This is a genomic window from uncultured Gilvimarinus sp., assembly GCF_963975215.1.
In the GTDB taxonomy this organism is placed as follows: domain Bacteria; phylum Pseudomonadota; class Gammaproteobacteria; order Pseudomonadales; family Cellvibrionaceae; genus Gilvimarinus.
This window is the reverse complement of sequence record NZ_CAXBFW010000004.1, coordinates 103192-124315: the sequence shown is the minus strand read 5'-3', so window position 1 is coordinate 124315 and position 21124 is coordinate 103192. Positions and strand designations below refer to the sequence as shown.

The following is a 21124-nucleotide window of genomic DNA, read 5'->3' as shown; positions in this document are numbered from 1 at the left end:
TAGCGGCTGCTTGTTTAACCTTTAGCACGCTCTTCTAAAATTTCAACCGCCGGCAGTTTTTTGCCTTCGACGAATTCTAAGAAAGCGCCGCCGCCCGTAGAGACGTAGCTGATTTTGTCGGCTAGGTTCCACTTGTCGATCGCGGCTAGAGTGTCACCGCCACCAGCGACCGAGAAAGCTTCGCTGTCGGCAATGGCGCGTGAGATCACTTCGGTGCCTTTGGCAAAGGCGTCGTATTCAAATACGCCGCAGGGGCCGTTCCATAAAACGGTTTTGGCGTTTTTGATAATCTCGGCAACCCGTGCCGCTGTCTCTGGACCGTAATCGATGATCTCTTCGTCGGCCTGGATTTCGCTGGCGTCTTTGACTTCGGTTTTGCTGTCGTGGCTCCAGTCGCTAAAGCCGTCTTTGGTGGTGCGCACGTCGGTGGCAAAAATCACGTCGGTGGTTTCGCGCAGGCGCTTGGCTTCGGGGATCAAGTCTTCCTCGTACAAAGAGTTGCCCACTTCGTTGCCGGCCGAGGCAACAAACGTGTTAGAGATGCCGCCGCCAACTACGAGGGTGTCGGCAATTTTAGACAGCGCATCCAGCACGCTTAATTTGCTCGATACTTTAGAGCCGCCGACGATGGCGACCAGCGGGCGAGCTGGGTTATCCAGCGCTTTGCCCAAAGCGTCCAGCTCGCTGGCGAGCAACGGGCCGGCGCAGGCGATGGGCGCGTATTTGGCAACACCGTGGGTCGAGGCTTGGGCGCGGTGGGCCGTGCCAAAAGCGTCCATGACAAACACGTCACATAGTGCGGCCATTTTTTTCGCCAGAGATTCATCGTTGGCTTTTTCGCCGGCGTTAAAGCGGACGTTTTCCAGCAGGACAACATCGGCACTGCCCAGATCGACGCCATCGACCCAATCTTTAATCAGGGGTACGTCGCGGCCTAACTGCTTGCCAAGCTCGGCGGCTACTGGTGCCAGTGAGGCAGACTCGTCATAGCTGCCTTCTTCCGGGCGGCCCAGGTGCGACATCAGCATCACTTTCGCGCCGGCATCCAGTGCCGCTTTGATGGTGGGAATCGAGGCTAAAATACGCACCGTGCTGGTGATGTTGCCGTCTTCCAGGGGGACGTTAAGGTCTTGACGAATCAGGACGCGTTTGCCAGCCAGATCCTGATCGCTCATCAATTTTACGTTCATGTGTAGCTCCAAATAGTGATGCGCTTACGCGACTAAAATTAAATAGCACAGAGTGTCAGTAGAACAATAGGCGGGAAAGTGCCACACCGCCAGAGCGCGGGGGGGGGAGCCGTAAGGCTTAGTCGAGCAGTTCTTCAGCGGTGGCAACAATGTTGTCTACGGTAAAGCCGAAGTACTCCAGCAGGTCTGGGCCCTTGGCGGATTCACCGAAGCTGTTCATGCCCACAACGCGGCCGTCGATGCCCACGTACTTCCACCAGAAGTCGACGTGTGCGGTTTCTACCGCAACCCGCGCAGAGACTTCTAACGGCAGTACCGACTGGCGGTACTCGGCGTCTTGCTGATCAAACAAGCTGGTGCTTGGCATAGAGACCACACGCACTTTTTTGCCGCTGGCGGTGAGTTTATCGGCCGCTTCGACGGTAACCGGTACTTCAGAGCCGGTGGCAATCAGGATAACGTCGGGGGTGCCGGCGCAATCTTTCAGTATGTAGCCACCTTTGGCGATGTTGGCCACTTGATCGTCGGCGCGCTCGACGGTATCGATACCCTGACGGGAAAATACCAGTGCGCTTGGACGGTCGGTTTCTTCAATGGCCGATTTCCAGGCTACCGCGGTTTCGGTGGCGTCACAGGGGCGCCAGGTGTTTAGGTTTGGCGTCATGCGCAGGGTGCCGAGAACTTCAATCGGCTGGTGCGTGGGGCCATCTTCACCCTGACCAATAGAGTCGTGGGTGTAAACAAATACGTTGCGCAGCTTCATCAGTGCCGACATGCGCACCGCGTTGGCGGCGTACTGTTGGAACATTAAGAAGGTGGCGCCGTAGTTGATAAAGCCGCCGTGCGCGCTCATGCCGTTCATGATGGTGCTCATGCCGAATTCGCGTACACCGTAATAGATGTAGTTGCCGTCGGCGTTAACGCCGCTAACGGGCTTGGAGCCTTCCCACATGGTGAGGTTAGAGCCGGCCAAGTCCGCCGAGCCGCCGACCATTTCTGGCAGCAGTTTGTTGTAGGCGGCAATGGTGTTTTGCGACGCTTTACGCGAGGCCAGTTTTTGCGGGTTTTTGTGACACTCTTGGATAAAGGCATCGGCTTTTGCCGCAAAGTCCGCAGGCAGCTCACCTTTAATAACGCGGCGCTCGTATTCGGCGGCGTCTTCTGGGTAGGCGGCTTTATAGGCCTCAAACTTCTCGTTCCAGCTTTTCTCGGCGCTTGCGCCTTTTTCTTTGGCGTCCCAACCGGCGTAAACATCGGCGGGGATTTCAAACGGGCCCGGCTCCCAGTTAAGGAACTTACGGGTCGCGGCCACTTCATCGTCACCCAGTGGGGCGCCGTGACAGTCGTGCGAGCCAGATTTGTTAGGCGAGCCAAAACCGATGGTGGTTTTGCAGCAAATCAGAGTTGGCTTTTGATCTTCGGCCTGGGCCGCTTCAATCGCCAGCTTGATGGCTTCAGGATCGTGACCGTCTACGTGCGAGATAACGTGCCAGCCGTAAGACTCAAAGCGCTTAGGCGTGTCGTCGGTAAACCAGCCCTCTACGTGGCCGTCGATCGAGATACCGTTGTCGTCCCAAAAGGCGATCAGTTTGCCCAGGCCCAGAGTGCCGGCCAGCGAGCAAGTCTCGTGTGATACGCCTTCCATCATGCAGCCATCGCCCATAAAGCAATAGGTGTAGTGGTCGACGATGTCGTGGCCGTCGCGGTTAAACTGCGCGCCAAGCATACGCTCGGCCAGCGCCATACCCACGGCGGTACTGATGCCCTGGCCCAGCGGGCCGGTGGTGATTTCAACACCGGGGGTGTAGCCCAGCTCTGGGTGGCCCGGGGTTTTAGAGTGCAGCTGGCGGAAGTTTTTCAGCTCTTCCATCGGCAAGTCGTAGCCAGACAGGTGTAGCAGCGAGTAAACCAGCATCGAGCCGTGACCGTTGGACAGCACAAAGCGATCGCGGTCATTCCACTTTGGGTTAGCTGGGTTGTGTTGTAAAAAGTCGTTCCACAGGACTTCGGCGATATCGGCCATGCCCATAGGGGCACCTGGGTGGCCACTTTGGGCTTTTTGGACGGCATCCATACTAAGTACACGGATGGCGTTTGCAAGTTCGTAGCGAGACGGCATAGGGGTCAAGGCTCCTTAAAAGTAGCTGTTGTGAGTTCAGAAATGACCTCTAGCGGGCCTAAATCAGTTTTGCGCAACCTTGTCTAATCTGGGCTAGCGGGCGGGGTGTTGGTCTCGGGCCCCGTCCGGAGGCGCCACAAATGGTGCGGTATTCTCTCGCAACCGTCGCCATCAGTAAAGGCGCGGGCGTTTATGGCGGCATTTTTAAGCGATTTCGCCAACCTATATCAAAATATTTTGATATAGGTTGGCTTGGCTGCTATTATGCCGCCATGACAAACTCACTTGCGTTAGCGGCTAAGGCCGACACCCCCTCCAGCACTGAGCTAGGCTCAGAGTCGCTGGTCGCGCCGTTAAAGGCCGCGGCCGATCCGCTGCGGCTGGAGATTTTGGCCGTACTGGCGCAAAACTCCTATGGGGTTTCCGAGTTGGCGCGCATCTTTGATGTGGGCCAGTCGGGTATGAGCCATCATTTAAAGCTGCTAACCGGCGCGGGGTTAACCACCACCCGGCGCGAGGGCAACTCGATTTTCTACCGCCGCGCCATGCTCGCCCCCGGGCAGCCACTGGCCGATTTGCAGCAGGCGCTGTTTGCCAGCGTGGACCAGCTCGAATTGCGCACGGATATCCGCACTCAGTGTGCGGCGATCGCCAGTGAGCGAGCCAGCGCGTCGCAGCAGTTTTTTGCCGCCAATGCCGATAAATTCCGCGCCCAGCAAGATCTGATTGCCAGCTTCCCAGTGTACGGCGAGCAAGTGTCACAATTGTTAAACAACACACCGCTGCCCAGTCGCCATTTGGCGCTGGAGGTGGGGCCGGGGCAGGGCGAGTTTCTGCCGGTATTGGCAAAGCGGTTTAGCCATGTGGTGGCGCTGGATAACGCCGATGAGATGCTGGCGCACTCGCGCGCCTCGGCCGATGCGGCCGGTTTGGTCAACGTCGAGTTTATTTTGGGCAACACGGCAAGCTTGGCCGAGCATCGGGTGCTGGCCGATTGCATCGTGATGAATATGGTGCTGCACCACACGCCTTCGCCGCTGGATATTTTTAAAGACTTAAGTGAGGCGCTGGCCCCGGGTGGCGCTTTGCTAGTGACGGATTTATGCCGACACGAGCAAGATTGGGCGCGCGCCAATTGTGGTGATTTATGGCAGGGCTTTGAGCCGGCCGATTTTACCGGCTGGGCCCGCGAGGCTGGCCTTAATGAAGGTCAGAGTTTGTACATCGCGCTGCGCAACGGGTTTCAGGTTCAGCTGCGTCAATTTTTTAAACCTACTATTTAAATCAATTACTTGCTTGGCAGGAGCTACGCTATGGCCGAATACGCATTATTTACTTCCGAGTCAGTGTCGGAAGGCCATCCCGATAAGCTGGCGGATCAAATATCCGACGCGGTACTGGATGCGATTTTAAAAGATGACCCGGAATCCCGCGTAGCGGTTGAGACTCTGGTAAAAACCGGTATGGCTATCGTCGCCGGGGAAGTTCGCACCTCAACTTATGTTGATCTGGAAGATTTGATCCGTCAGGTGATTTTGGATATCGGCTACGATAGCTCAGAGGTTGGTTTTGACGGCGCCTCGTGCGCTGTGCTGAATGCTATTGGTAAGCAGTCGGCTGATATTGCTGTGGGCGTAGATGAAGCCGAGCAAAAAGACTTGGGTGCGGGCGATCAGGGCTTGATGTTTGGCTACGCCTCGGATGAAACCGACGTGCTGATGCCGGCGCCTATTTATTTTGCCCACCGCTTGGTAGAAAAACAGGCCGAGCTGCGCAAAAACGGCAAGCTCGATTGGCTGCGCCCCGATGCCAAAAGCCAGGTGACGTTGCGCTATGAAAACGGCAAGCCGGTGGCGGTTGATGCTGTGGTGTTATCCACTCAGCACGATCCGAGCGTTAACCTGGCCGACTTGCAAGAGGCGGTGCGTGAAGAAATCATCAAGCCCGTATTGCCCGGCGAATGGCTGCACGATGAAACCCTGTACCACATTAACCCCACCGGCCAATTTATTATCGGTGGCCCGGTAGGTGATTGTGGTTTAACCGGGCGCAAAATCATCGTCGATACCTACGGCGGCATGGCTCGTCACGGCGGCGGTGCTTTCTCCGGTAAGGATCCCTCCAAAGTGGATCGCTCGGCGGCCTATGCCGGTCGTTATGTAGCGAAAAATATTGTCGCGGCGGGCCTAGCCAGCCGCTGTGAAATTCAGGTCTCCTACGCCATCGGCGTGGCGGAGCCCACCTCAATTTCCATCAATACGTTTGGTACCGGCAAATTGCCCGATGCGGAAATTGCCACATTAGTGCGCGAACATTTTGACCTGCGCCCACGCGGCCTGATCGAGATGCTCGACCTTAAGCGCCCCATTTATCGTCAAACCGCCGCCTATGGTCACTTTGGCCGCGAGCTGCCCGACTTTACCTGGGAGAAAACCGATAAGGCTGCGTTGTTGAAGAAGTATTTGTAAGGGTGATGTCAGATGTCTGAAGTCGGATGTCTGACGAAAAACCTGATCACAAGGAGGTGGCAATGGAGAGAAAGTATCAGCAGTTGAAAGTGTGGCAGGAATCTATGCTATTGGCTGAAATGGTTTATAAGTCGCTCGTTGACTTACCGGCTTCTGAGCGTTTTGGACTTGCCGAGCAATTGCGTCGAGCCTGCGTGAGCATACCGTCTAATATTGCCGAAGGCGCTGGGCGAGGGAGCGATCGCGAATTTGTTAGATTTTTGCAAATCGCCAAAGGCTCTTTGCAGGAGCTGGAGACGCAGCTACTGCTTTGCACACGACTAAATTTTTTATCGAACACAAAGAGTTTATTGGAAGCCGCAAATCGAGTGTTTGCATTGCTAAGTGCTTTTATTAATAAACTGAAACAGTATTTTTAATACATCAGACGTCCGACATCAGGCGTCCGACATCAAACACGAGGACATTATGACTATCGCTACCTCTTTTACCGACTACAAAGTCGCTGCCGGCTCTGCCGAAGAGTTTCAAAAACTGGCCCAGTGGGGCCGTATGGAAATCGACATCGCCGAGGGCGAGATGCCTGCGCTGATGGCGCTGCGTACTCAGTATGCCGCGCAACAGCCCCTGGCGGGCGCAAAGATCATGGGTTGTATTCACATGACCATTCAAACCGCGGTCTTGATCGAAACATTGGTGGCGCTGGGTGCCGAGGTGCGCTGGTCGAGCTGTAATATTTTCTCCACTCAGGATCACGCTGCTGCCGCGATTGCCGCGGCGGGTATCCCGGTGTTTGCCTGGAAGGGCGAAACCGAAGAGGAGTTTTGGTGGTGTATTGAGCAAACTGTGGTTAAAGATGGTGAAGTGTGGGACGCCAACATTATCCTGGACGATGGCGGTGACCTGACTCAGTTGGTCCACGAGAAGTTTCCCGCTCTTCTGGATAATATTCACGGCATTTCGGAAGAAACCACGACCGGTGTGCACCGCCTGCAGGATATGTTGAATAAGGGTACGCTTAAGGTTCCGGCTATTAATGTTAACGACGCTGTTACCAAAAGCAAAAACGACAATAAATACGGTTGTCGTCACAGCCTGAACGATGCCATTAAGCGCGGTACCGATCACTTGTTGTCCGGTAAAAAAGCACTGGTTATCGGCTACGGCGATGTGGGTAAAGGTTCAGCGGCCTCTTTGCGCCAGGAAGGCATGATCGTAAAGGTCACCGAGATAGATCCGATCTGCGCCATGCAGGCCTGTATGGATGGCTATGAAGTGGTGTCGCCCTACAACGATGGCGTCAACACCGGCAACGCCGCAGACATCAACCTTGAGGTGCTAGGTAAAACCGATTTGCTGGTAACCACTACCGGTAACTCTAACGTGTGTGATGCGGCCATGCTGCAAACCCTAAAGAACGGTGCGGTGGTTTGTAACATTGGCCACTTTGATAACGAAATTGACACCGCTTACATGCGTGAAAACTGGGAGTGGGAAGAGGTGAAGCCGCAGGTTCACAAAATCTACCGCGACCGCAAAACGGGCGATCACCTGCTGCTGTTGTCCGAAGGCCGCTTGGTGAACCTGGGCAATGCCACCGGTCACCCATCGCGTATTATGGACGGCTCGTTCGCCAACCAAGTGCTGGCGCAAATCTACTTATACGATCACAAATTTGCCGATTTGTCTGCCGCCGACAAGCCCGCCAATGTGTATGTAAAAGTGTTGCCTAAGCAGCTTGATGAAGAAGTGGCGCGCCATATGGTTGAAGGTTTTGGTGGTGTTATCACACAGCTTCGCCCAGAGCAGGCCGAGTACATCGGCGTTGCGGTTAACGGCCCATACAAGCCTGATAGTTATAAATATTAATTGGTGAGTTACGTCAGACGTCTGGCGTCGGACGTCTGACGCGGAACCATAGGAAACGATTATGAGTGAAGATTCTTTACGCCTTAGCTTTGAGTTCTTCCCGCCCAAAACCGATGAGGGGCGGGTTAAGCTTGCGGGCGTGCGCGATACGCTGGCCGAGTTTGCCCCGGATTTTTTCTCGGTCACTTACGGGGCCGGTGGCTCGACGCGCGATAATACTAAAAATTTGGTAAAGCAGTTTAACGCTCTGGATGCGCCGGTGGCGCCGCACTTGTCGTTTGGCGGTGATGATGAGCAAACCATTAAACAGCTGCTTGGCGAATATCGCGATGCCGGCGTCGAGCGTATTGTCGCGTTGCGCGGCGATATGCCCTCGGGTGTGGGCGGCTCGTACCAGTTGGTTTACGCTAACGAGTTGGTGGCGTTTATCCGCGAGCACTTTGGTGATACTTTTGAGCTGGAAGTGGCGGCGTACCCAGAGATACACCCACAGGCAAAAAGCTACGAAGATGATGTCCGCTATTTGAAAGGTAAGTTTGATGCCGGAGCCGACAACGCCATCACTCAGTACTTTTATAACCCTGATGCCTACTTCTATTTTATGGATCAGTGTGCCAAGGTCGGTATCGATAAGCCGATTTATCCGGGCATCATGCCCATTATTAATTTTCGTAACCTGATGCGCTTCTCGGACTCTTGTGGTGCCGATATTCCCCGCTGGTTACGCAAGCGGCTGGAAAGCTATGAGCACGATGCTGAGGCGCTGCGCGACTTTGGTGAAGAGCTTGTTACCGAGCTGTGTGAAACCCTGCTGGAGGGTGGTGCACCCGGCTTGCACTTCTACACTATGAATCAGGCCGAGCCCATCTCGCGGATAGTGACAAATTTGGGGCTGGAAGAGTAAGCCCGGCCCATCTTGGTTAATAACATAGGAGCTAACCATGAAAAACTCACTGTTGTTGGCGGCCATAGGCCTGCTGGCAAGCTGCAGTTGGGTTGAGCTGGAAGAAGACGCCCGTCAGGTTACTCTGGCGGCGCCCCAGGATATCACCGAGTGCAAACAAGTAAGTCACGTGACGGCCAGCGTGATGGATGGCATGGGCCCCTTTACCCGAAATCAGGGCAAAATGGGCGAAGAGTTGGCCACCATCGCCCGCAATGAGGCGGCGCGGCTGGGGGGTGATACGGTAGTGCCATCGTCCAGTATTGTGGATGGTCGTCAGCACTTTACTGTCTATCTCTGTCAATAACGGGGCCGTAAGCGAGGGATAATCGCACCTGCCTGACTTATTTCTGTCATAATTTGGTCATATTCTGGGGCGATGTATTTTCGGCGCCCAGTGCATGCCTGGGCCCCAACAGGAGGTTGTTGTGTCAGAGCAGTTTTTCAATCGCGAGTTAAGCCTGCTGGAGTTTAACCGGCGGGTTTTATATCAGTCTTACGATCGTACCCTTCCGCTGCTAGAGCGCCTGCGTTTTTTGTGTATTTTTTCCACCAATCAGGACGAGTTTTTTGAGGTTCGGGTTGGAGGGTTGGTGCAGATGTTAGAAGTCGGCACCAGCGCTATCCCTTCCGACGGTTTGGGGCATGCTGATAATCTGGCCGCCATTGCCCAAATCTCTCACCAGTTGGTGGCCGAGCAGTACAGTATTCTCAATAAAGAAATCATTCCGCTATTGCGTGAGCGAGACATCTATATTGTCCGCCGGGACGAATGGGCCGAGGCGCAAATCGCCTATTTGCGCGAGTATTTTGCTACTGAGGTGCTGCCGCTGTTGAGCCCCATTGGCCTTGATCCGGCGCACCCGTTTCCGCGTATTTTAAATAAGTCGCTTAACTTTATCGTCAAGCTCGACGGTAAAGACGCCTTTGGTCGCAACTCGGGCCGGGCGATTGTGCAGGTTCCCCGCTCGCTCCCTAATATGGTTGAGCTTCCCGACGGTGTGGCTAAAGTGGGCCGCGAATTTGTTTTTATGTCCTCCATTATTCATTACTTTATGGGAGAGATTTTTGTCGGTATGGAGGTGATCGACTGTTATCAGTTTCGTTTGACACGCAACTCCGATATTTTTCTCGATGAAGAAGAGACCGATGACTTGCTGCGTGCTGTACAAGGCGAGCTGGTCTATCGCCAGTATGGCGATGAGGTTAGGCTTGAGATTACCGGCACTTGCCCGCCCGATATTGAAGAGTTTTTGCTAAGTCGCTGCGAGATTCATAAACGAGATTTATACCGTGTAGACGGCCCTGTAAATTTAAACCGCTTGTCGGATTTGTTCGACCTGGTCGACGACCCATCACTGTTTTTTAAACCGTTTGTGCAGTCGATGCCGAAGCTGCCGAAGCGCGCTGATAATTATTTTCAGGCGCTTAAAAAGAACGATATTTTATTGCACCACCCGTTCGACTCGTTTCAGTCGGTGGTAGACTTTTTGCGTGAGGCCGCCGTCGACCCCCACGTGTTAGCGATTAAGCAAACTCTGTATCGCACGGGGTCTAATTCTCCGGTGGTTGATGCGTTGGTGGCAGCGGCCAAGGCCGGCAAAGAGGTAACCGCTATTGTCGAGTTGCGGGCACGTTTTGACGAAGAGCAAAACGTTGCTCTGGCCGAGCGCTTGCAGCGCTATGGCATTCACGTAATTTATGGTGTGGTGGGTTATAAAACGCACGCTAAAATGCTGTTGGTGGCTCGGCGCGAGGAGAAAAAGCTGCGCTACTATGTGCACCTGGGTACGGGTAATTATCACCCTAAAACCACCAAGCTTTATACCGATTACGGTTTAATGACGTCCGATACCGATATTTGCGCCGATGTGTATCGTATCTTTATTCAGCTCTCCAGTATGGGTAAAGCGTCTAAAATGAGCGAGCTGATGTATGCGCCTTTTACTCTGCATAAGGGGATGCTCAAATACATTCAGCAAGAAACCGAGAATGCCCGAAAGGGCATCCCGGCGCGCATTATTGCCAAAATGAATTCGCTGTATGAAGAGCAGCTGGTGCTCGCCTTATACGAGGCATCTAACGCCGGGGTGCAAGTCGACTTAATTGTGCGCGGTGTGTGTCAGCTGCGCCCAGGCGTTCCGGGCCAGTCCGAGAATATTCAGGTACGTTCTGTGGTGGGCCGTTTTTTAGAGCACACCCGGGTGTTTTACTTTGAAAACCACGGCAGCCCGCAGGTGTTTTGCTCCAGTGCTGACTGGATGATTCGCAATATGTTTCACCGGGTAGAAACCTGTTTTCCGGTTAAAGTTAAAAAAATTCGCGATCAAATTATTGCCGATCTGAAGCTGTACCTGGCCGATAATACCCACTCGTGGATTTTGCAAAGTGACGGTAGCTATGTCCATATGCAGCCGGAAGAGGGACAAGAGCCCGTTAACGCACAGGATAAACTACTCGAGCAGTGGACGATGGCCACCTAACCGTGGCTTTGGTTATCAGGGAGGATGAACATGGGATTATGGCGAATTGGGGCATTGTTGATAGGCTTGGCGGCAGTGCAGGCGAGCGCCGCCATCTATCAATGGACGGATGAAAATGGCCGGGTGCGCTACAGTGATAAGCCTCCCGCCGGTCAAACGGTTGCCGGTCCTCCCGCGGTACAGTCTGCTGTCGACTCAGGTGTCCAGTCTGATATAGAAGCTATAACGCTGCCGTCCAAACTCTCAGCTAACCCAGAGACTATTCAATATACCCGCCCCGGCTACAGTGACAGCCTTATGTTGCGACGCTTGTTTCGCGCGCGCGACTTTGACCAGTTAAATCAACAGTTGCACCTGAGGCAGCAGGAAGTGCAGGCGGATATCGCGTTCGAGCATTCACTGCGCGGGGCTTACTACGCGTTTCGTGATCTCGCCGGCGATGATGTCGATAAGATCTTTGAGCAGTGGTTGGCGCACAGTCCTAAAGCGTATCAGGCATATCTGGCTCGCGCGGCCTATCGCAATGGTTTAGGCTGGCAGGCCCGCGGTGGCGGCTGGAGCCGCGACCTGACGCAGTATCAACTGCGTGAAATGAGACGCTACTTTGCCAAAGCCCTGGAAGATGTATCGCAAGCGTTAGCGCTTAACCCACAGGCACTGATGGGTTACTACCTGCAGCTTAATATGGCGATGCCGGGCCACGATATGCCCTCGGCTAAAAAGGCCTTAGCGCGAGCTAATGACTACTACCCCAATAACTATCTCGCCCGGCGCTATTACCTGGACGTGCTAGACCCTATGTGGGGCGGCTCGGTGGCAGAGATCCGGGCGTTTCTGGCTGAGTCAGAGTTTGATGTCGGCGCCAACCCTAAGCTTACACAGCTGCAAGGCTTTGAGCCTTTTGTGTTGGGCAATGTGCTCTATCACAGCGACGAATACGAGGCGGCGATAGAGGCATTTAATTTGGCGCTGGAATCTGGCCCTAACCCGCCCGTTTTTTATATGCGCGGTAAAGCACATTATCGGCTGGGGTTATATCGCAAGGCGGTTGATGACTTTACCCGTGCCGATTATTACCAACCCGATACTTCCACCTATCTTTACTGGCGGTCTAAGTCCCTGTACTACACCGGCGGGCGCTTTAGCGATGCGCTGATTGATGTTGAGCGGGCGTATGCGCTTGATGGGACAGATGAGTATATAGAGCGCTTTAGGGCCAGGCTCTGCGCCAAAACCACTCGCCCGGATTTTACCGGCTTTGACAAAGAGCAGGCAAAAGTCATCACTCAGAGTCAGCCATCGCTGTATGACGAGCAAGCACTGTTTAAATCCACCATGGCGCATTTGGCGCTTGATGAAAACAGCGAGGCGGAGGAGTTGCTTATCGCCTTAATGAAGCTTAAGCCGGATAATTTTCGCTACTTTGAGCTAATGGACTTTGCTTTGTTCCGTCAGGCAAGGCTCACCGAAATCGTGAGTTATTGGGATGACTTTATCGCCCGTAATCCAGAAAATCGTGAGGCCTATTTAGAGCGTGCTGGCACCTATTTTCATTTGCAGGATTACCCCGCCGCCATCCGCGATGCAAAAAAATCGGCCGAGCTTGGCAATCTGAATGCGGTAAACTTTTACCAAAAGCTCGCCGCTTATACGCGATATTAATCGTCGGTAACGATTTGCAGCTGGTAGCCTGAGTTACTTAAATAATTGGCCTCAGACTCCAAGTCGGCCAGTGCCAGTGGGTTGGCCTCCAGCCATGGCTGCGGTAAATGCAGGCTAAGCTTTTTCTTTTTCTTGGCGCTTAACACAATGCCCTCGGGCAGGCTGTGGCGGCGGGTGCGATTAAAGATAACCGCCAGCCGCAACAGCATGGCTAAGTGCAGTAAGTCGTCGCCGTGCTCAGACAGCTGTTTGCCTGGCAGGCTTTTGCGGTGGGCGCGCGCCAGCAGTGCTAACTGGGTTTGCTCGGCGCGCGAGCAGCCGGCAATATCCACATGCTCGACAATATAAGCGCTGTGTTTGTGGTAGTCGCTGTGCGAGATGTCGAGCCCCACCGGCGCCAAATGCGCGGCCCAGCTTAGCATCTTACCGGCATCCACCGGCTCCAGTGACCAGTCGTCGCTGACTTGGGCTAACAGTTGTTGCGCGGTCAGGGCGACCCGGTCGGCCTTTGCCAAATTAACATGAAAGCGTGTGGCTAAGCCGGCGATGCTGGCTTGGCGGATATCGTGATCCTCGAGGCGGCCTTTTAAATCGTACAACAACCCTTCGCGCAGGGCCCAGTCGGAGGCCAGCATGGTATCGATGTCGAGTGTTTCAAACAGCGCGGCTAAGACGATCACACCGCCTAAAAAAACCGGTTGCCGGTCATCTGATACGCCGCTCAAGGTTAGGTCGGTGGCGCCGTGTTTGGCGTAAGCGGCAATAATTTTATCGAGCGATTTTTTGCTAATTTCCCCGCTGCTCCAACCGGCGGCCAGACACACATTGGCGACGGCCTTAATCGTGCCGGATGCGCCTAGCACCTCTTGCCAGGGTTTCTCGCTGTACTCGTCAGCGACTGGAGCGATTTCCTGGCCGGCGGCAATAAGGGCTTTTTTTATGGCCTTGTCGGTTACCTTGCCGTCGCTAAAAAAGCGTTTGGTCATGGCAACACAGCCCATGCTTAGGCTCTCTTTGACCGTGGGTTGCATACCGGTCCCGACGATGACCTCGGTGCTGCCGCCACCAATGTCGATAACCAGCCGGCTCTTTTCGTCCGGCGCAATCGAGTGGGCAACACCCAAATAAATCAGGCGCGCCTCTTCATCGCCCGAGATAATTTCCACCGGGTGGCCGAGCTTTTCCTGTGCGAGGCGTAAAAATTCTTTGGAGTCGCTAATCGAGCGCAATGTTTTGGTGCCCACGGCCCGCACGCTACCCGAGGGAAAGTTGCGCAGTCGCTCGCCAAAGCGCTCCAGGCAAGCCAGTGCCCGGTCGCGCGCCTCCTCGTTCAGGCTGCCGTCCGCTTCCAACCCCCAGCCCATTCGCACGGGTTCGCGCAATTTGTCTTGCAGGGTAAGCTGTTGGTTCTCCCAGCGGGCTATAATCATATGAAAGCTGTTGGAGCCTAAATCGATGGCGGCGATTTGGCTCGCCCCGGACTCTAGAATACGAGAGAGGTTAAACATTGGCACTAGCTCTAATATAAAGAAATTATAATATCCCGTGAGCGCCGCAACCGCATGCTTTGCGCGCTTTGGGTACCAGAAAAGCCCAACTATGAGTATACGCAGGTGTGTTGCCGTTTGCCGAGGGGCACTCATGTTATAGACAAAAAAAAGCCCACAGCAAGCAGTGGGCTTTTTAAGCAGCGGTGCCGGTCAATTAAGCGTCGGTTTGAGCGCTTTCACTCGCGGCCTGTTGTTGCTGCTTTTGCTGTGCAATCGCTTGCGCAAATACGGCGTCGAAGTTAATTGGCGGCAGCATCAGTGCCGCAAAAGTGCCGCGCGACAATACGCTATCGATGGTCTCGCGAGCGTAAGGGAACAGAATGTTTGGGCACGTAGAGTTAATGGTTTGAGCCATTTGTACGCCGCTCAGGCCGGTAATGTTAAACACACCGGCTTGTTTTACCTCGATCAGGAACGCGGTGCGATCTTCGATCTTGGCGGTGACTGTCAGCAGCAATACCACCTCGTGGTGGGCTTCGTCGATTTTGGTTACTTGCACGTTCAGCTCTTGCTCAACCTTCGGCGGTTGATTTTGATTGAACGCCTCGATTCCCATGGGGGTTTCAAACGAGAGGTCTTTAAGGTAGACGCGTTTGATGGCAAATGCCGGGCTTGCTTTTTCTTCGCCGGCGGCTTCTGGAGTAGGGTTTTCTTCTGACATAATTCTGTCTCTTTAGTCTGCAAATTTGGGCGGTTCAGGATGCCAGTAGCAAATCCAGTTCACCGCGTTTATCCAAGGCCCAGAGATCGGTAAAGCCGCCGACGTGGCGCTCGCCAATCCAGATCTGTGGAACTGTGTGCTGACCGCTTTTGGCCATCATTTCTTTGCGCCTGGCCGGCTCGCGGTCGACGCGTATTTCGTTGATATTGTTAACGCCTTTGCTCGCCAGCAAGCGCTTGGCGTTGACGCAAAAGGGGCAAATAGCCGTGGTGTAGATCACAACGTTAGCCATACTAGCCCCGCTATTTTACCAGTGGCAGACCTTGATTCTGCCACTCGCTGATGCCACCGCTCAGGCGACGCACATCAAATTCTTTACCGCCCAGCAGGCGGCCCACGCTACCGGCGTGCTGGCCGAGTTTGTCGACCACAATAATGGTCTTGTCGCGGTGTTTGTCCAGCTCGGTTACGCGCTCGGCAACTTTGCCGTGCGGGATGTTGATGGCGTCGACGATGTGGCCGGCGTCAAACTCTTTGCTCTCACGTATATCCAGCCAGATGGCGCTGTCCGCGTTAATTAAAGCCGTGGCTTGCGCCGTGGTAACCGGCTGGCCGTTTTTGACCCGCTCGCGCCACCCATAAATAAGAATAAGTGCTGCCAATGTACTGACCAGCATCCACTCCTGATTGAGAAAAGCAATAATCTCCACCGAACCACCTTTGGTTATCGAGCTCATGATTGCCTCAGGGCATAGGCCCCTATGGCGACAAAGGCGGGGAGTATACACCAAGATCGCCTATTTTCTCAGCATCCGGCGGCCTCCCCCATAGAGTTGTGGCCCCATAGCGGTTAGAATAATGTCCTTTAGGGCGCTCTGTTACACAGGGTCGCCTCTGGCCCACAGGGCTAACTGAGCTTTATGCCTGTCTAATTTGTACGATACATAAGCGACGACTACCTATGACTGCCAAGAAAAAACCTATGGTTTTGCTGATCCTCGACGGATTCGGCTACTCGGAAAACACCGAACATAACGCGATCTACAGCGCCAAAACGCCTGTGTGGGATCGTATTTGGAACAATTGCCCCAAGAGCCTGATTGGTACTTCCGGCTTGGCGGTAGGCCTGCCCGAAGGGCAGATGGGCAACAGTGAAGTCGGTCATATGACCCTGGGTGCCGGCCGCGTTGTGTATCAGAACTTTACCCGCATCAATAAGGCGATTGAGGACGGCGAGTTTGCCACCAACGCCGCCTACGCCAACGCGATCGATAAAGCCACTGCCGCCGATAAAGCCGTGCACATTATCGGCCTGCTGTCCTCCGGCGGGGTGCACGCCCACGAAGATCACATCTACGCCATGATCCGCGCCGCCGTTGGTCGCGGTGCCAAAGAGGTGTACTTACACGCGTTTTTAGATGGCCGCGACACGCCGCCGCGCAGCGCCGAGCAGCCACTGGCAAAAGCCGAAGCGCTGTTTGCCGAGCTGGGCACCGGGCGTGTGGCCAGTATTTGCGGCCGCTACTTTGCCATGGACCGCGATAACCGCTGGGACCGTGTCGAGAAGTGCTACAACGTGATGGTAACCGGTGATGCCGAATACGATGCCGAAACCGCGGTAGCCGGTCTGGAAGCCGCCTATGCCCGCGATGAAAACGACGAGTTTGTAAGCGCCACGGTTATTTGCGGCGAAGGCGAAGAGGTTGCCACCATCAACGATGGCGACTCGGTGATCTTTATGAACTTCCGTCCCGATCGCGCCCGCGAGATTACCCGCGCTTTGATCGAGCCCGAGTTTGATGGCTTTGAACGCAAGCTGGTGCCGCAGTTGGCCGACTTTGTAATGACTACCGAGTATGCCGCCGACATTAAAGCCAGCACCGCCTTCCCGCCGCAAGACTTGGTTAATTCGTTTGGCGAGTATATGCAAAATCAGGGCAAGACTCAGCTGCGCATTGCCGAGACCGAAAAATACGCCCACGTCACCTTCTTCTTTAACGGTGGTAAAGAGGCGGTATTTGAGGGTGAAGATCGCATTCTGATCCCGTCACCCGATGTCGCCACGTACGATTTGAAACCCGAAATGAGCGCCCCTGAAGTGACCGATAAACTGGTCGAGGCAATCGAGTCGGGTAAATATGACGCGGTTATTTGCAACTACGCCAACGGCGATATGGTGGGTCACTCGGGCATCTTTGAGGCCGCCGTTGCCGCCGTTGAGGCGGTGGATGAGTGTGTCGGCCGGGTTTTAGAGGCCGCCGAAAAAGCCGGTGGCGAGGTGCTGGTAACCGCCGACCACGGTAACTGTGAAGAGATGTTTGACCCGGACTCCGGTCAGGTCAGCACTCAGCACTCGACGTTGCCGGTGCCGCTGGTATTTGTCAGTGCGCGCCAGGGCGCTATCGCCGAGGGCGGCTCACTGGCCGACGTGGCGCCCACCATGTTGCACCTGATGGGGATGAATCAGCCCGGGGAAATGACCGGTCGCAATTTGATTACTCTTAGCGAGTAACCCGGCTGAGACCGCCGCGTTTCGTGTGTATGCCTGTGCCAGTCTCCAGAGTGAGCACCGAGCTTTTGGCGCCCGTAAGCCGGGCGCTGGGAGGCTTGCTGCTCGTCTGCCTGATGGCCCTGATAGTGCCGGCACAGGCCGCTGATGATGCCGCCGAGTATCAAAAAAAGCTCGAGGCATTGCGCGAGAACATCGAAAAGCTTAAAACAGAGCTGGACGACGTCAAAGGTCAGCGCGGCAAGCTGCAACAAGACCTAGAAGCCTCCGAAACCCAGATCGGCGAGCTGGAAGAAAAAGTCGAAACCATCGGCGACGAAATCAAAGCTCAGGACGCCGACTTGCAAACACTGCAGCAAGAGCAGCGCGAGTTGCAGCGCAGTCGTCAGGCGCAGCGCAGTCAAATAGCCAGCCAGGTGCGTAGCGCCTATCAATCCGGGCCGCAAAGTCCTTTGCGGCTGTTGCTAAATCAGCAATCCCCCGAGCGTATTACCCGCCTGAGTAAATACCACGACTATTTACTGCGAGCGCGCAACGATAAGCTCAAATCTTATTTGGCGACACTGGAAGAGCTCAGTGAGCTCGAACCTAAAATTGTCGCCCAGCGCGATGGCTTACGTCAGCGGCGCGACCAATTAAGCGCTAAGCAGCGGCAGTTGCAGCAACAACAGCAAGAGCGCTCCAGCACCCTGGCCAAGCTTGGCAAAATCATCGACAGCAAAGACGCCAAACTTGTGGCCGAGCGGCAAAACGGCCAGCGGTTGCAGGCGCTGCTCGACGAGATGACCGCCACCATGGGGCGGGCGGCTCCGGCCGGCGCCGCCTTTAGTGGGCTGCGAGGCAAGCTGCCCTGGCCGGCCGACGGCAAGTTGCGGCACAAATTTGGCAGCGACCGGGTGGGCAACCAACTAAGCTGGGAGGGGGTTGTTATCGATGCCCGCGCCGGTAGTCCGGTGTTGGCGGTGCACAGTGGCCGGGTTATTTTTGCCGAGTATTTGCGCGGTCAGGGTTTGCTTATTATCGTCGACCACGGTGAGGGCTACATGAGTTTGTATGCCCACAATCAAACCTTATTAAAGCGCCCCGGCGATCGGGTTAACGGTGGCGAAGTGATTGCCCGGGTCGGTAATACGGGCGGGCAAAGCTACAGCGGCCTGTACTTTGAAATACGCCATAACGGTCAGCCCACCAACCCCAGCACGTGGCTGGCACGGGCGTGAGTCGCTTACCTTTTAACGCAAAAGAGCCGCACGCTCATCTGCAGGAGAAACACATGCTGTTTGCCAGTTGCCAACGATTTGTCAGCCTGTTGGCTTTGACCGGGCTATTGTCGCTATCGGCAATCGCGCAAGAGCCAGCTGCCGAGCTGGCTGATGATCAGGCCGAGCCGCAAGGGTTGTTGCCGCTGGAGGACCTGCGCACTTTTACCCGGGTTTACGATCACATTCGCAACAGCTATGTTGAAGAGCTCAGCGACTCCGAGCTGTTGGAGTATGCCATTAAGGGCATGATGGCCGAGCTGGACCCCCACTCGGCTTACCTCGATGCAGAGTCGTTTGAAGACTTACAGGTGAATACCTCGGGCGAGTTTGGTGGCCTGGGTATTGAAGTGGGTATGGAGAATGGCTTTGTAAAGGTTATCTCGCCCATTGATGACACCCCGGCACAAAAAGCCGGTATAGAGGCGGGTGATTTGATTATCCGGCTGGACGAAAAACCGGTAAAAGGCCTGAGCCTGAACGAGGCGGTGGCCCTGATGCGCGGCCCCAAAGGTAGCCCCTTAACCCTTACCATTGTGCGCGAAGGGGTCGATCAGCCCTTCGAGCTGACCATCGAGCGCGACATTATTAAAGTGCGCAGCGTGCGCACCAAGATCCTTGATGACGACTTTCTTTATCTGCGTATTGCTCAGTTTCAGGTTGGCACTGGCGACGATGTGGCCAGCCGCCTGACGAAAACCCTGGGTGACAAAAGCAACATTAAAGGCGTCATTCTCGACTTGCGTAATAACCCAGGTGGTGTGCTGCAAGCATCCGTGGATGTCGCCAACGCTTTCATGGATGGCGGTTTGGTGGTGTACACCGAGGGCCGTTTGTCATCCAGTTACAGCCGTTATGAAGCCAGTGCCGGCGATTTAACCCACGGTTTACCGGTAGTCGTACTAATAAATGACGGCTCGGCCTCGGCCTCGGAGATTGTCGCCGGTGCCCTGCAAGATCAGGGGCGGGCGGTTATTATGGGCACGCGCAGCTTTGGTAAAGGCTCGGTGCAAACCGTTGTGCCCATCTCCGAGCGCCGCGCCATTAAGCTGACCACGGCGCGCTACTACACGCCCAGCGGCCGCTCGATCCAGGCTCAGGGTATCGAGCCCGATGTATTGGTAGAGCGGGCGAAAGTGACCGCCGTGAAGCCGCGCCTGCGTACCACCGAAGCTGATTTGGCCGGGCACCTGGGCAACAGTAATGGCGGTGAAGAGAGCGACAGCAAAAGTCGCGACGAAGCACGCAGCGCCCAGCAATCTCTGCTAAGCAACGACAACCAGCTGCACGAAGCGTTGAACTTGCTAAAAGGTCTTAATATTCTGCGCCAGCCAGCGCTGGCCGAGCCACAGGACGGAGCAGGCATTGCGCCTCCGGCAGCGACGCCTGCAAATCCGGATAGCTCGCCGCCGGATAATTCACCAGAGGCGCCGTGAGCAAAGCCCGCCCCGCTGCCATGCTGGCCCGTCTGAGTGCGGGCTTATTACTAAGCTTGGCGCTGGGTGTGCAGGCGCAGGAAGAGCCCCCCGCACGGCTTGCTATTATCATCGACGATATCGGTTATAACCTATCGCTTGGGCGCCGCACCGCCGAGCTCAACGGCGCTTTTACCCTCGCTGTACTCCCCATGACGCCTCACAGTCGCGAGCTGGCCGATCTTGCTCGCGAGCGGGGCAAAGAGTTAATTCTGCACGCCCCTATGGCCAGTCAACGAGCTTTGCCGCTTGGGCCGGGAGCGTTGGAGTTGGGCGTGCCCCGGGCCGAGCTACTGAGCAGGCTGCGCCAAAGTTTGGCCTCACTGCCGGAGGTGGTGGGGGTTAACAACCATATGGGCAGTGCGTTTACCGAGCAAGCCCTGCCACTGGGTTGGATTATGGGCGAGCTTAAGCGGCGCGACTTGTTTTTTGTCGATAGCCGCACAACCGCCGCTAGTGTTGCCGGGCAGGTGGCGCAAGGCTACGGCCTTAAGAGCGCGCAGCGGGATGTATTTTTAGATCATGTGCGCGAGCCTTTGCACATTCGCCGACAGCTAACTCGGGCCATCACTCTGGCGCGCCAGCGCGGCTCGGCGATCGCCATTGGCCATCCTTACCCCGAGACACTCGCCGTACTTGAGCAGGCGGCAGGCTTGCTCGACGAGCAGTCCGTCCAGTTGGTAAACGTCTCTGAGTTAACGCGGCAGGCCCCGGCGGGGCGCGGGAGCTGCCCGCTGGCGCCCAGTCAATTGCGGGGTTACCGGCTAGCCAACCAGCACTCTCCTTTCGTTTTAAGCAATAGCCGCTGGTGGAGTTGGAGAAATTTGATAAACTGGCGTTATCAGCCCGCTATTACGCTAGATAAACACGGTATAAGTAAGTCGGGGTGATAGGCATAAAATCACACACACTTGGATGAATTTGCATCATAATGCA

The 21124-nt window shown here is 55.2% G+C and carries 18 protein-coding genes; 12 read left to right on the top strand and 6 right to left on the bottom strand.

Annotated features, from left to right (window positions below):
• Positions 1–14 precede the first annotated feature (14 nt).
• Together AAC019_RS04780 and tkt are read right to left on the bottom strand one after the other, a co-directional pair.
• Positions 15–1190 (bottom strand): phosphoglycerate kinase, encoded by a 1176-nt coding sequence (locus AAC019_RS04780; protein WP_339897434.1) that lies wholly within the window; start codon positions 1188–1190, stop codon positions 15–17.
• A 118-nt stretch (positions 1191–1308) separates the two neighbouring features.
• Complete coding sequence (tkt, locus tag AAC019_RS04775; RefSeq protein ID WP_339897433.1) at positions 1309–3309, bottom strand: transketolase; 2001 nt, start codon at positions 3307–3309, stop codon at positions 1309–1311.
• Positions 3310–3581: 272 nt separating this feature from the next.
• Here tkt and AAC019_RS04770 point away from each other — a divergent pair, with 272 nt between their 5' ends.
• The 8 genes from AAC019_RS04770 to AAC019_RS04735 all read left to right on the top strand — a co-directional run bounded on the left by AAC019_RS04770 (position 3582) and on the right by AAC019_RS04735 (position 12734).
• A complete protein-coding gene (locus AAC019_RS04770; protein WP_339897432.1) occupies positions 3582–4592 on the top strand; it encodes a metalloregulator ArsR/SmtB family transcription factor in 1011 nt (336 codons plus the stop codon).
• 30 nt (positions 4593–4622) lie between these two features.
• Complete coding sequence (gene metK / locus AAC019_RS04765) at positions 4623–5777, top strand: methionine adenosyltransferase (protein ID WP_339897431.1); 1155 nt, start codon at positions 4623–4625, stop codon at positions 5775–5777.
• A 62-nt stretch (positions 5778–5839) separates the two neighbouring features.
• Entirely contained in the window at positions 5840–6196 is a 357-nt protein-coding gene (locus tag AAC019_RS04760) for a four helix bundle protein (protein WP_339897430.1), read from the top strand.
• 49 nt (positions 6197–6245) lie between these two features.
• On the top strand, positions 6246–7646 hold the full coding sequence (gene ahcY / locus AAC019_RS04755) for an adenosylhomocysteinase (RefSeq protein ID WP_339897429.1): 1401 nt from the start codon (positions 6246–6248) through the stop codon (positions 7644–7646).
• 61 nt (positions 7647–7707) lie between these two features.
• The gene (gene metF, locus AAC019_RS04750; protein ID WP_339897428.1) at positions 7708–8550 is read left to right on the top strand and encodes a methylenetetrahydrofolate reductase [NAD(P)H]; all 843 of its coding nucleotides are present in this window, start codon (positions 7708–7710) and stop codon (positions 8548–8550) included.
• A 37-nt stretch (positions 8551–8587) separates the two neighbouring features.
• Positions 8588–8896 carry a DUF4156 domain-containing protein gene (locus AAC019_RS04745; RefSeq protein ID WP_339897427.1) on the top strand — a complete coding sequence of 103 codons (309 nt, stop codon included), beginning with the start codon at positions 8588–8590 and terminating at the stop codon, positions 8894–8896.
• 121 nt (positions 8897–9017) lie between these two features.
• Positions 9018–11072, top strand: a complete 2055-nt coding sequence (ppk1, locus tag AAC019_RS04740) for a polyphosphate kinase 1 (protein ID WP_339897426.1) — start codon at positions 9018–9020, stop codon at positions 11070–11072.
• A 30-nt stretch (positions 11073–11102) separates the two neighbouring features.
• Entirely contained in the window at positions 11103–12734 is a 1632-nt protein-coding gene (locus AAC019_RS04735; protein WP_339897425.1) for a tetratricopeptide repeat protein, read from the top strand.
• On the opposite strand, the gene ppx is transcribed toward AAC019_RS04735, so the two are convergent.
• The 4 genes from ppx to AAC019_RS04715 form a co-directional block, all read right to left on the bottom strand.
• The gene (gene ppx / locus AAC019_RS04730; RefSeq protein WP_339897424.1) at positions 12731–14242 is read right to left on the bottom strand and encodes an exopolyphosphatase; all 1512 of its coding nucleotides are present in this window, start codon (positions 14240–14242) and stop codon (positions 12731–12733) included. The two genes, AAC019_RS04735 and ppx, sit on opposite strands and share 4 nt — an antisense overlap.
• Before the next feature lie 196 nt (positions 14243–14438).
• A complete protein-coding gene (gene secB, locus AAC019_RS04725) occupies positions 14439–14945 on the bottom strand; it encodes a protein-export chaperone SecB (protein WP_339897423.1) in 507 nt (168 codons plus the stop codon).
• Between the two features lie 34 nt (positions 14946–14979).
• Positions 14980–15237, bottom strand: a complete 258-nt coding sequence (grxC, locus tag AAC019_RS04720; RefSeq protein WP_339897422.1) for a glutaredoxin 3 — start codon at positions 15235–15237, stop codon at positions 14980–14982.
• Positions 15238–15247: 10 nt separating this feature from the next.
• Positions 15248–15682: a rhodanese-like domain-containing protein gene (locus tag AAC019_RS04715; RefSeq protein ID WP_339897421.1), complete on the bottom strand. Its 435-nt coding sequence runs from the start codon at positions 15680–15682 to the stop codon at positions 15248–15250.
• Positions 15683–15906: 224 nt separating this feature from the next.
• On the opposite strand from AAC019_RS04715, the gene gpmI reads away from it, so the two are divergent.
• Genes gpmI through AAC019_RS04695 form a run of 4 tightly spaced genes read left to right on the top strand, consistent with a single transcriptional unit; the run spans position 15907 to position 21078 of the window.
• Positions 15907–17457 carry a 2,3-bisphosphoglycerate-independent phosphoglycerate mutase gene (gene gpmI / locus AAC019_RS04710; RefSeq protein ID WP_339897420.1) on the top strand — a complete coding sequence of 517 codons (1551 nt, stop codon included), beginning with the start codon at positions 15907–15909 and terminating at the stop codon, positions 17455–17457.
• Positions 17458–17507: 50 nt separating this feature from the next.
• Entirely contained in the window at positions 17508–18674 is a 1167-nt protein-coding gene (locus tag AAC019_RS04705; RefSeq protein WP_339897419.1) for a peptidoglycan DD-metalloendopeptidase family protein, read from the top strand.
• Between the two features lie 53 nt (positions 18675–18727).
• Entirely contained in the window at positions 18728–20149 is a 1422-nt protein-coding gene (locus tag AAC019_RS04700; RefSeq protein WP_339897418.1) for a S41 family peptidase, read from the top strand.
• Positions 20146–21078, top strand: coding sequence for a divergent polysaccharide deacetylase family protein (locus AAC019_RS04695; protein WP_339897417.1), 933 nt, complete (start codon positions 20146–20148; stop codon positions 21076–21078). Before AAC019_RS04700 ends, AAC019_RS04695 begins: the two co-directional genes overlap by 4 nt.
• The last annotated feature ends 46 nt before the right edge of the window (positions 21079–21124 follow it).

Excerpts from the sequence above, each read along its gene's own strand:
- AAC019_RS04735 (WP_339897425.1), top strand. The coding sequence starts at position 11,103 with ATGGGATTATGGCGAATTGGGGCATTGTTGATAGGCTTGGCGGCAGTG.
- ahcY (WP_339897429.1), top strand. The coding sequence starts at position 6,246 with ATGACTATCGCTACCTCTTTTACCGACTACAAAGTCGCTGCCGGCTCT.
- AAC019_RS04745 (WP_339897427.1), top strand. The coding sequence starts at position 8,588 with ATGAAAAACTCACTGTTGTTGGCGGCCATAGGCCTGCTGGCAAGCTGC.
- AAC019_RS04700 (WP_339897418.1), top strand. The coding sequence starts at position 18,728 with ATGCTGTTTGCCAGTTGCCAACGATTTGTCAGCCTGTTGGCTTTGACC.
- AAC019_RS04760 (WP_339897430.1), top strand. The coding sequence starts at position 5,840 with ATGGAGAGAAAGTATCAGCAGTTGAAAGTGTGGCAGGAATCTATGCTA.
- AAC019_RS04780 (WP_339897434.1), bottom strand. The coding sequence starts at position 1,190 with ATGAACGTAAAATTGATGAGCGATCAGGATCTGGCTGGCAAACGCGTC.
- AAC019_RS04770 (WP_339897432.1), top strand. The coding sequence starts at position 3,582 with ATGACAAACTCACTTGCGTTAGCGGCTAAGGCCGACACCCCCTCCAGC.
- metK (WP_339897431.1), top strand. The coding sequence starts at position 4,623 with ATGGCCGAATACGCATTATTTACTTCCGAGTCAGTGTCGGAAGGCCAT.
- AAC019_RS04715 (WP_339897421.1), bottom strand. The coding sequence starts at position 15,682 with ATGAGCTCGATAACCAAAGGTGGTTCGGTGGAGATTATTGCTTTTCTC.
- grxC (WP_339897422.1), bottom strand. The coding sequence starts at position 15,237 with ATGGCTAACGTTGTGATCTACACCACGGCTATTTGCCCCTTTTGCGTC.
- ppx (WP_339897424.1), bottom strand. The coding sequence starts at position 14,242 with ATGTTTAACCTCTCTCGTATTCTAGAGTCCGGGGCGAGCCAAATCGCC.
- secB (WP_339897423.1), bottom strand. The coding sequence starts at position 14,945 with ATGTCAGAAGAAAACCCTACTCCAGAAGCCGCCGGCGAAGAAAAAGCA.
- tkt (WP_339897433.1), bottom strand. The coding sequence starts at position 3,309 with ATGCCGTCTCGCTACGAACTTGCAAACGCCATCCGTGTACTTAGTATG.
- metF (WP_339897428.1), top strand. The coding sequence starts at position 7,708 with ATGAGTGAAGATTCTTTACGCCTTAGCTTTGAGTTCTTCCCGCCCAAA.
- gpmI (WP_339897420.1), top strand. The coding sequence starts at position 15,907 with ATGACTGCCAAGAAAAAACCTATGGTTTTGCTGATCCTCGACGGATTC.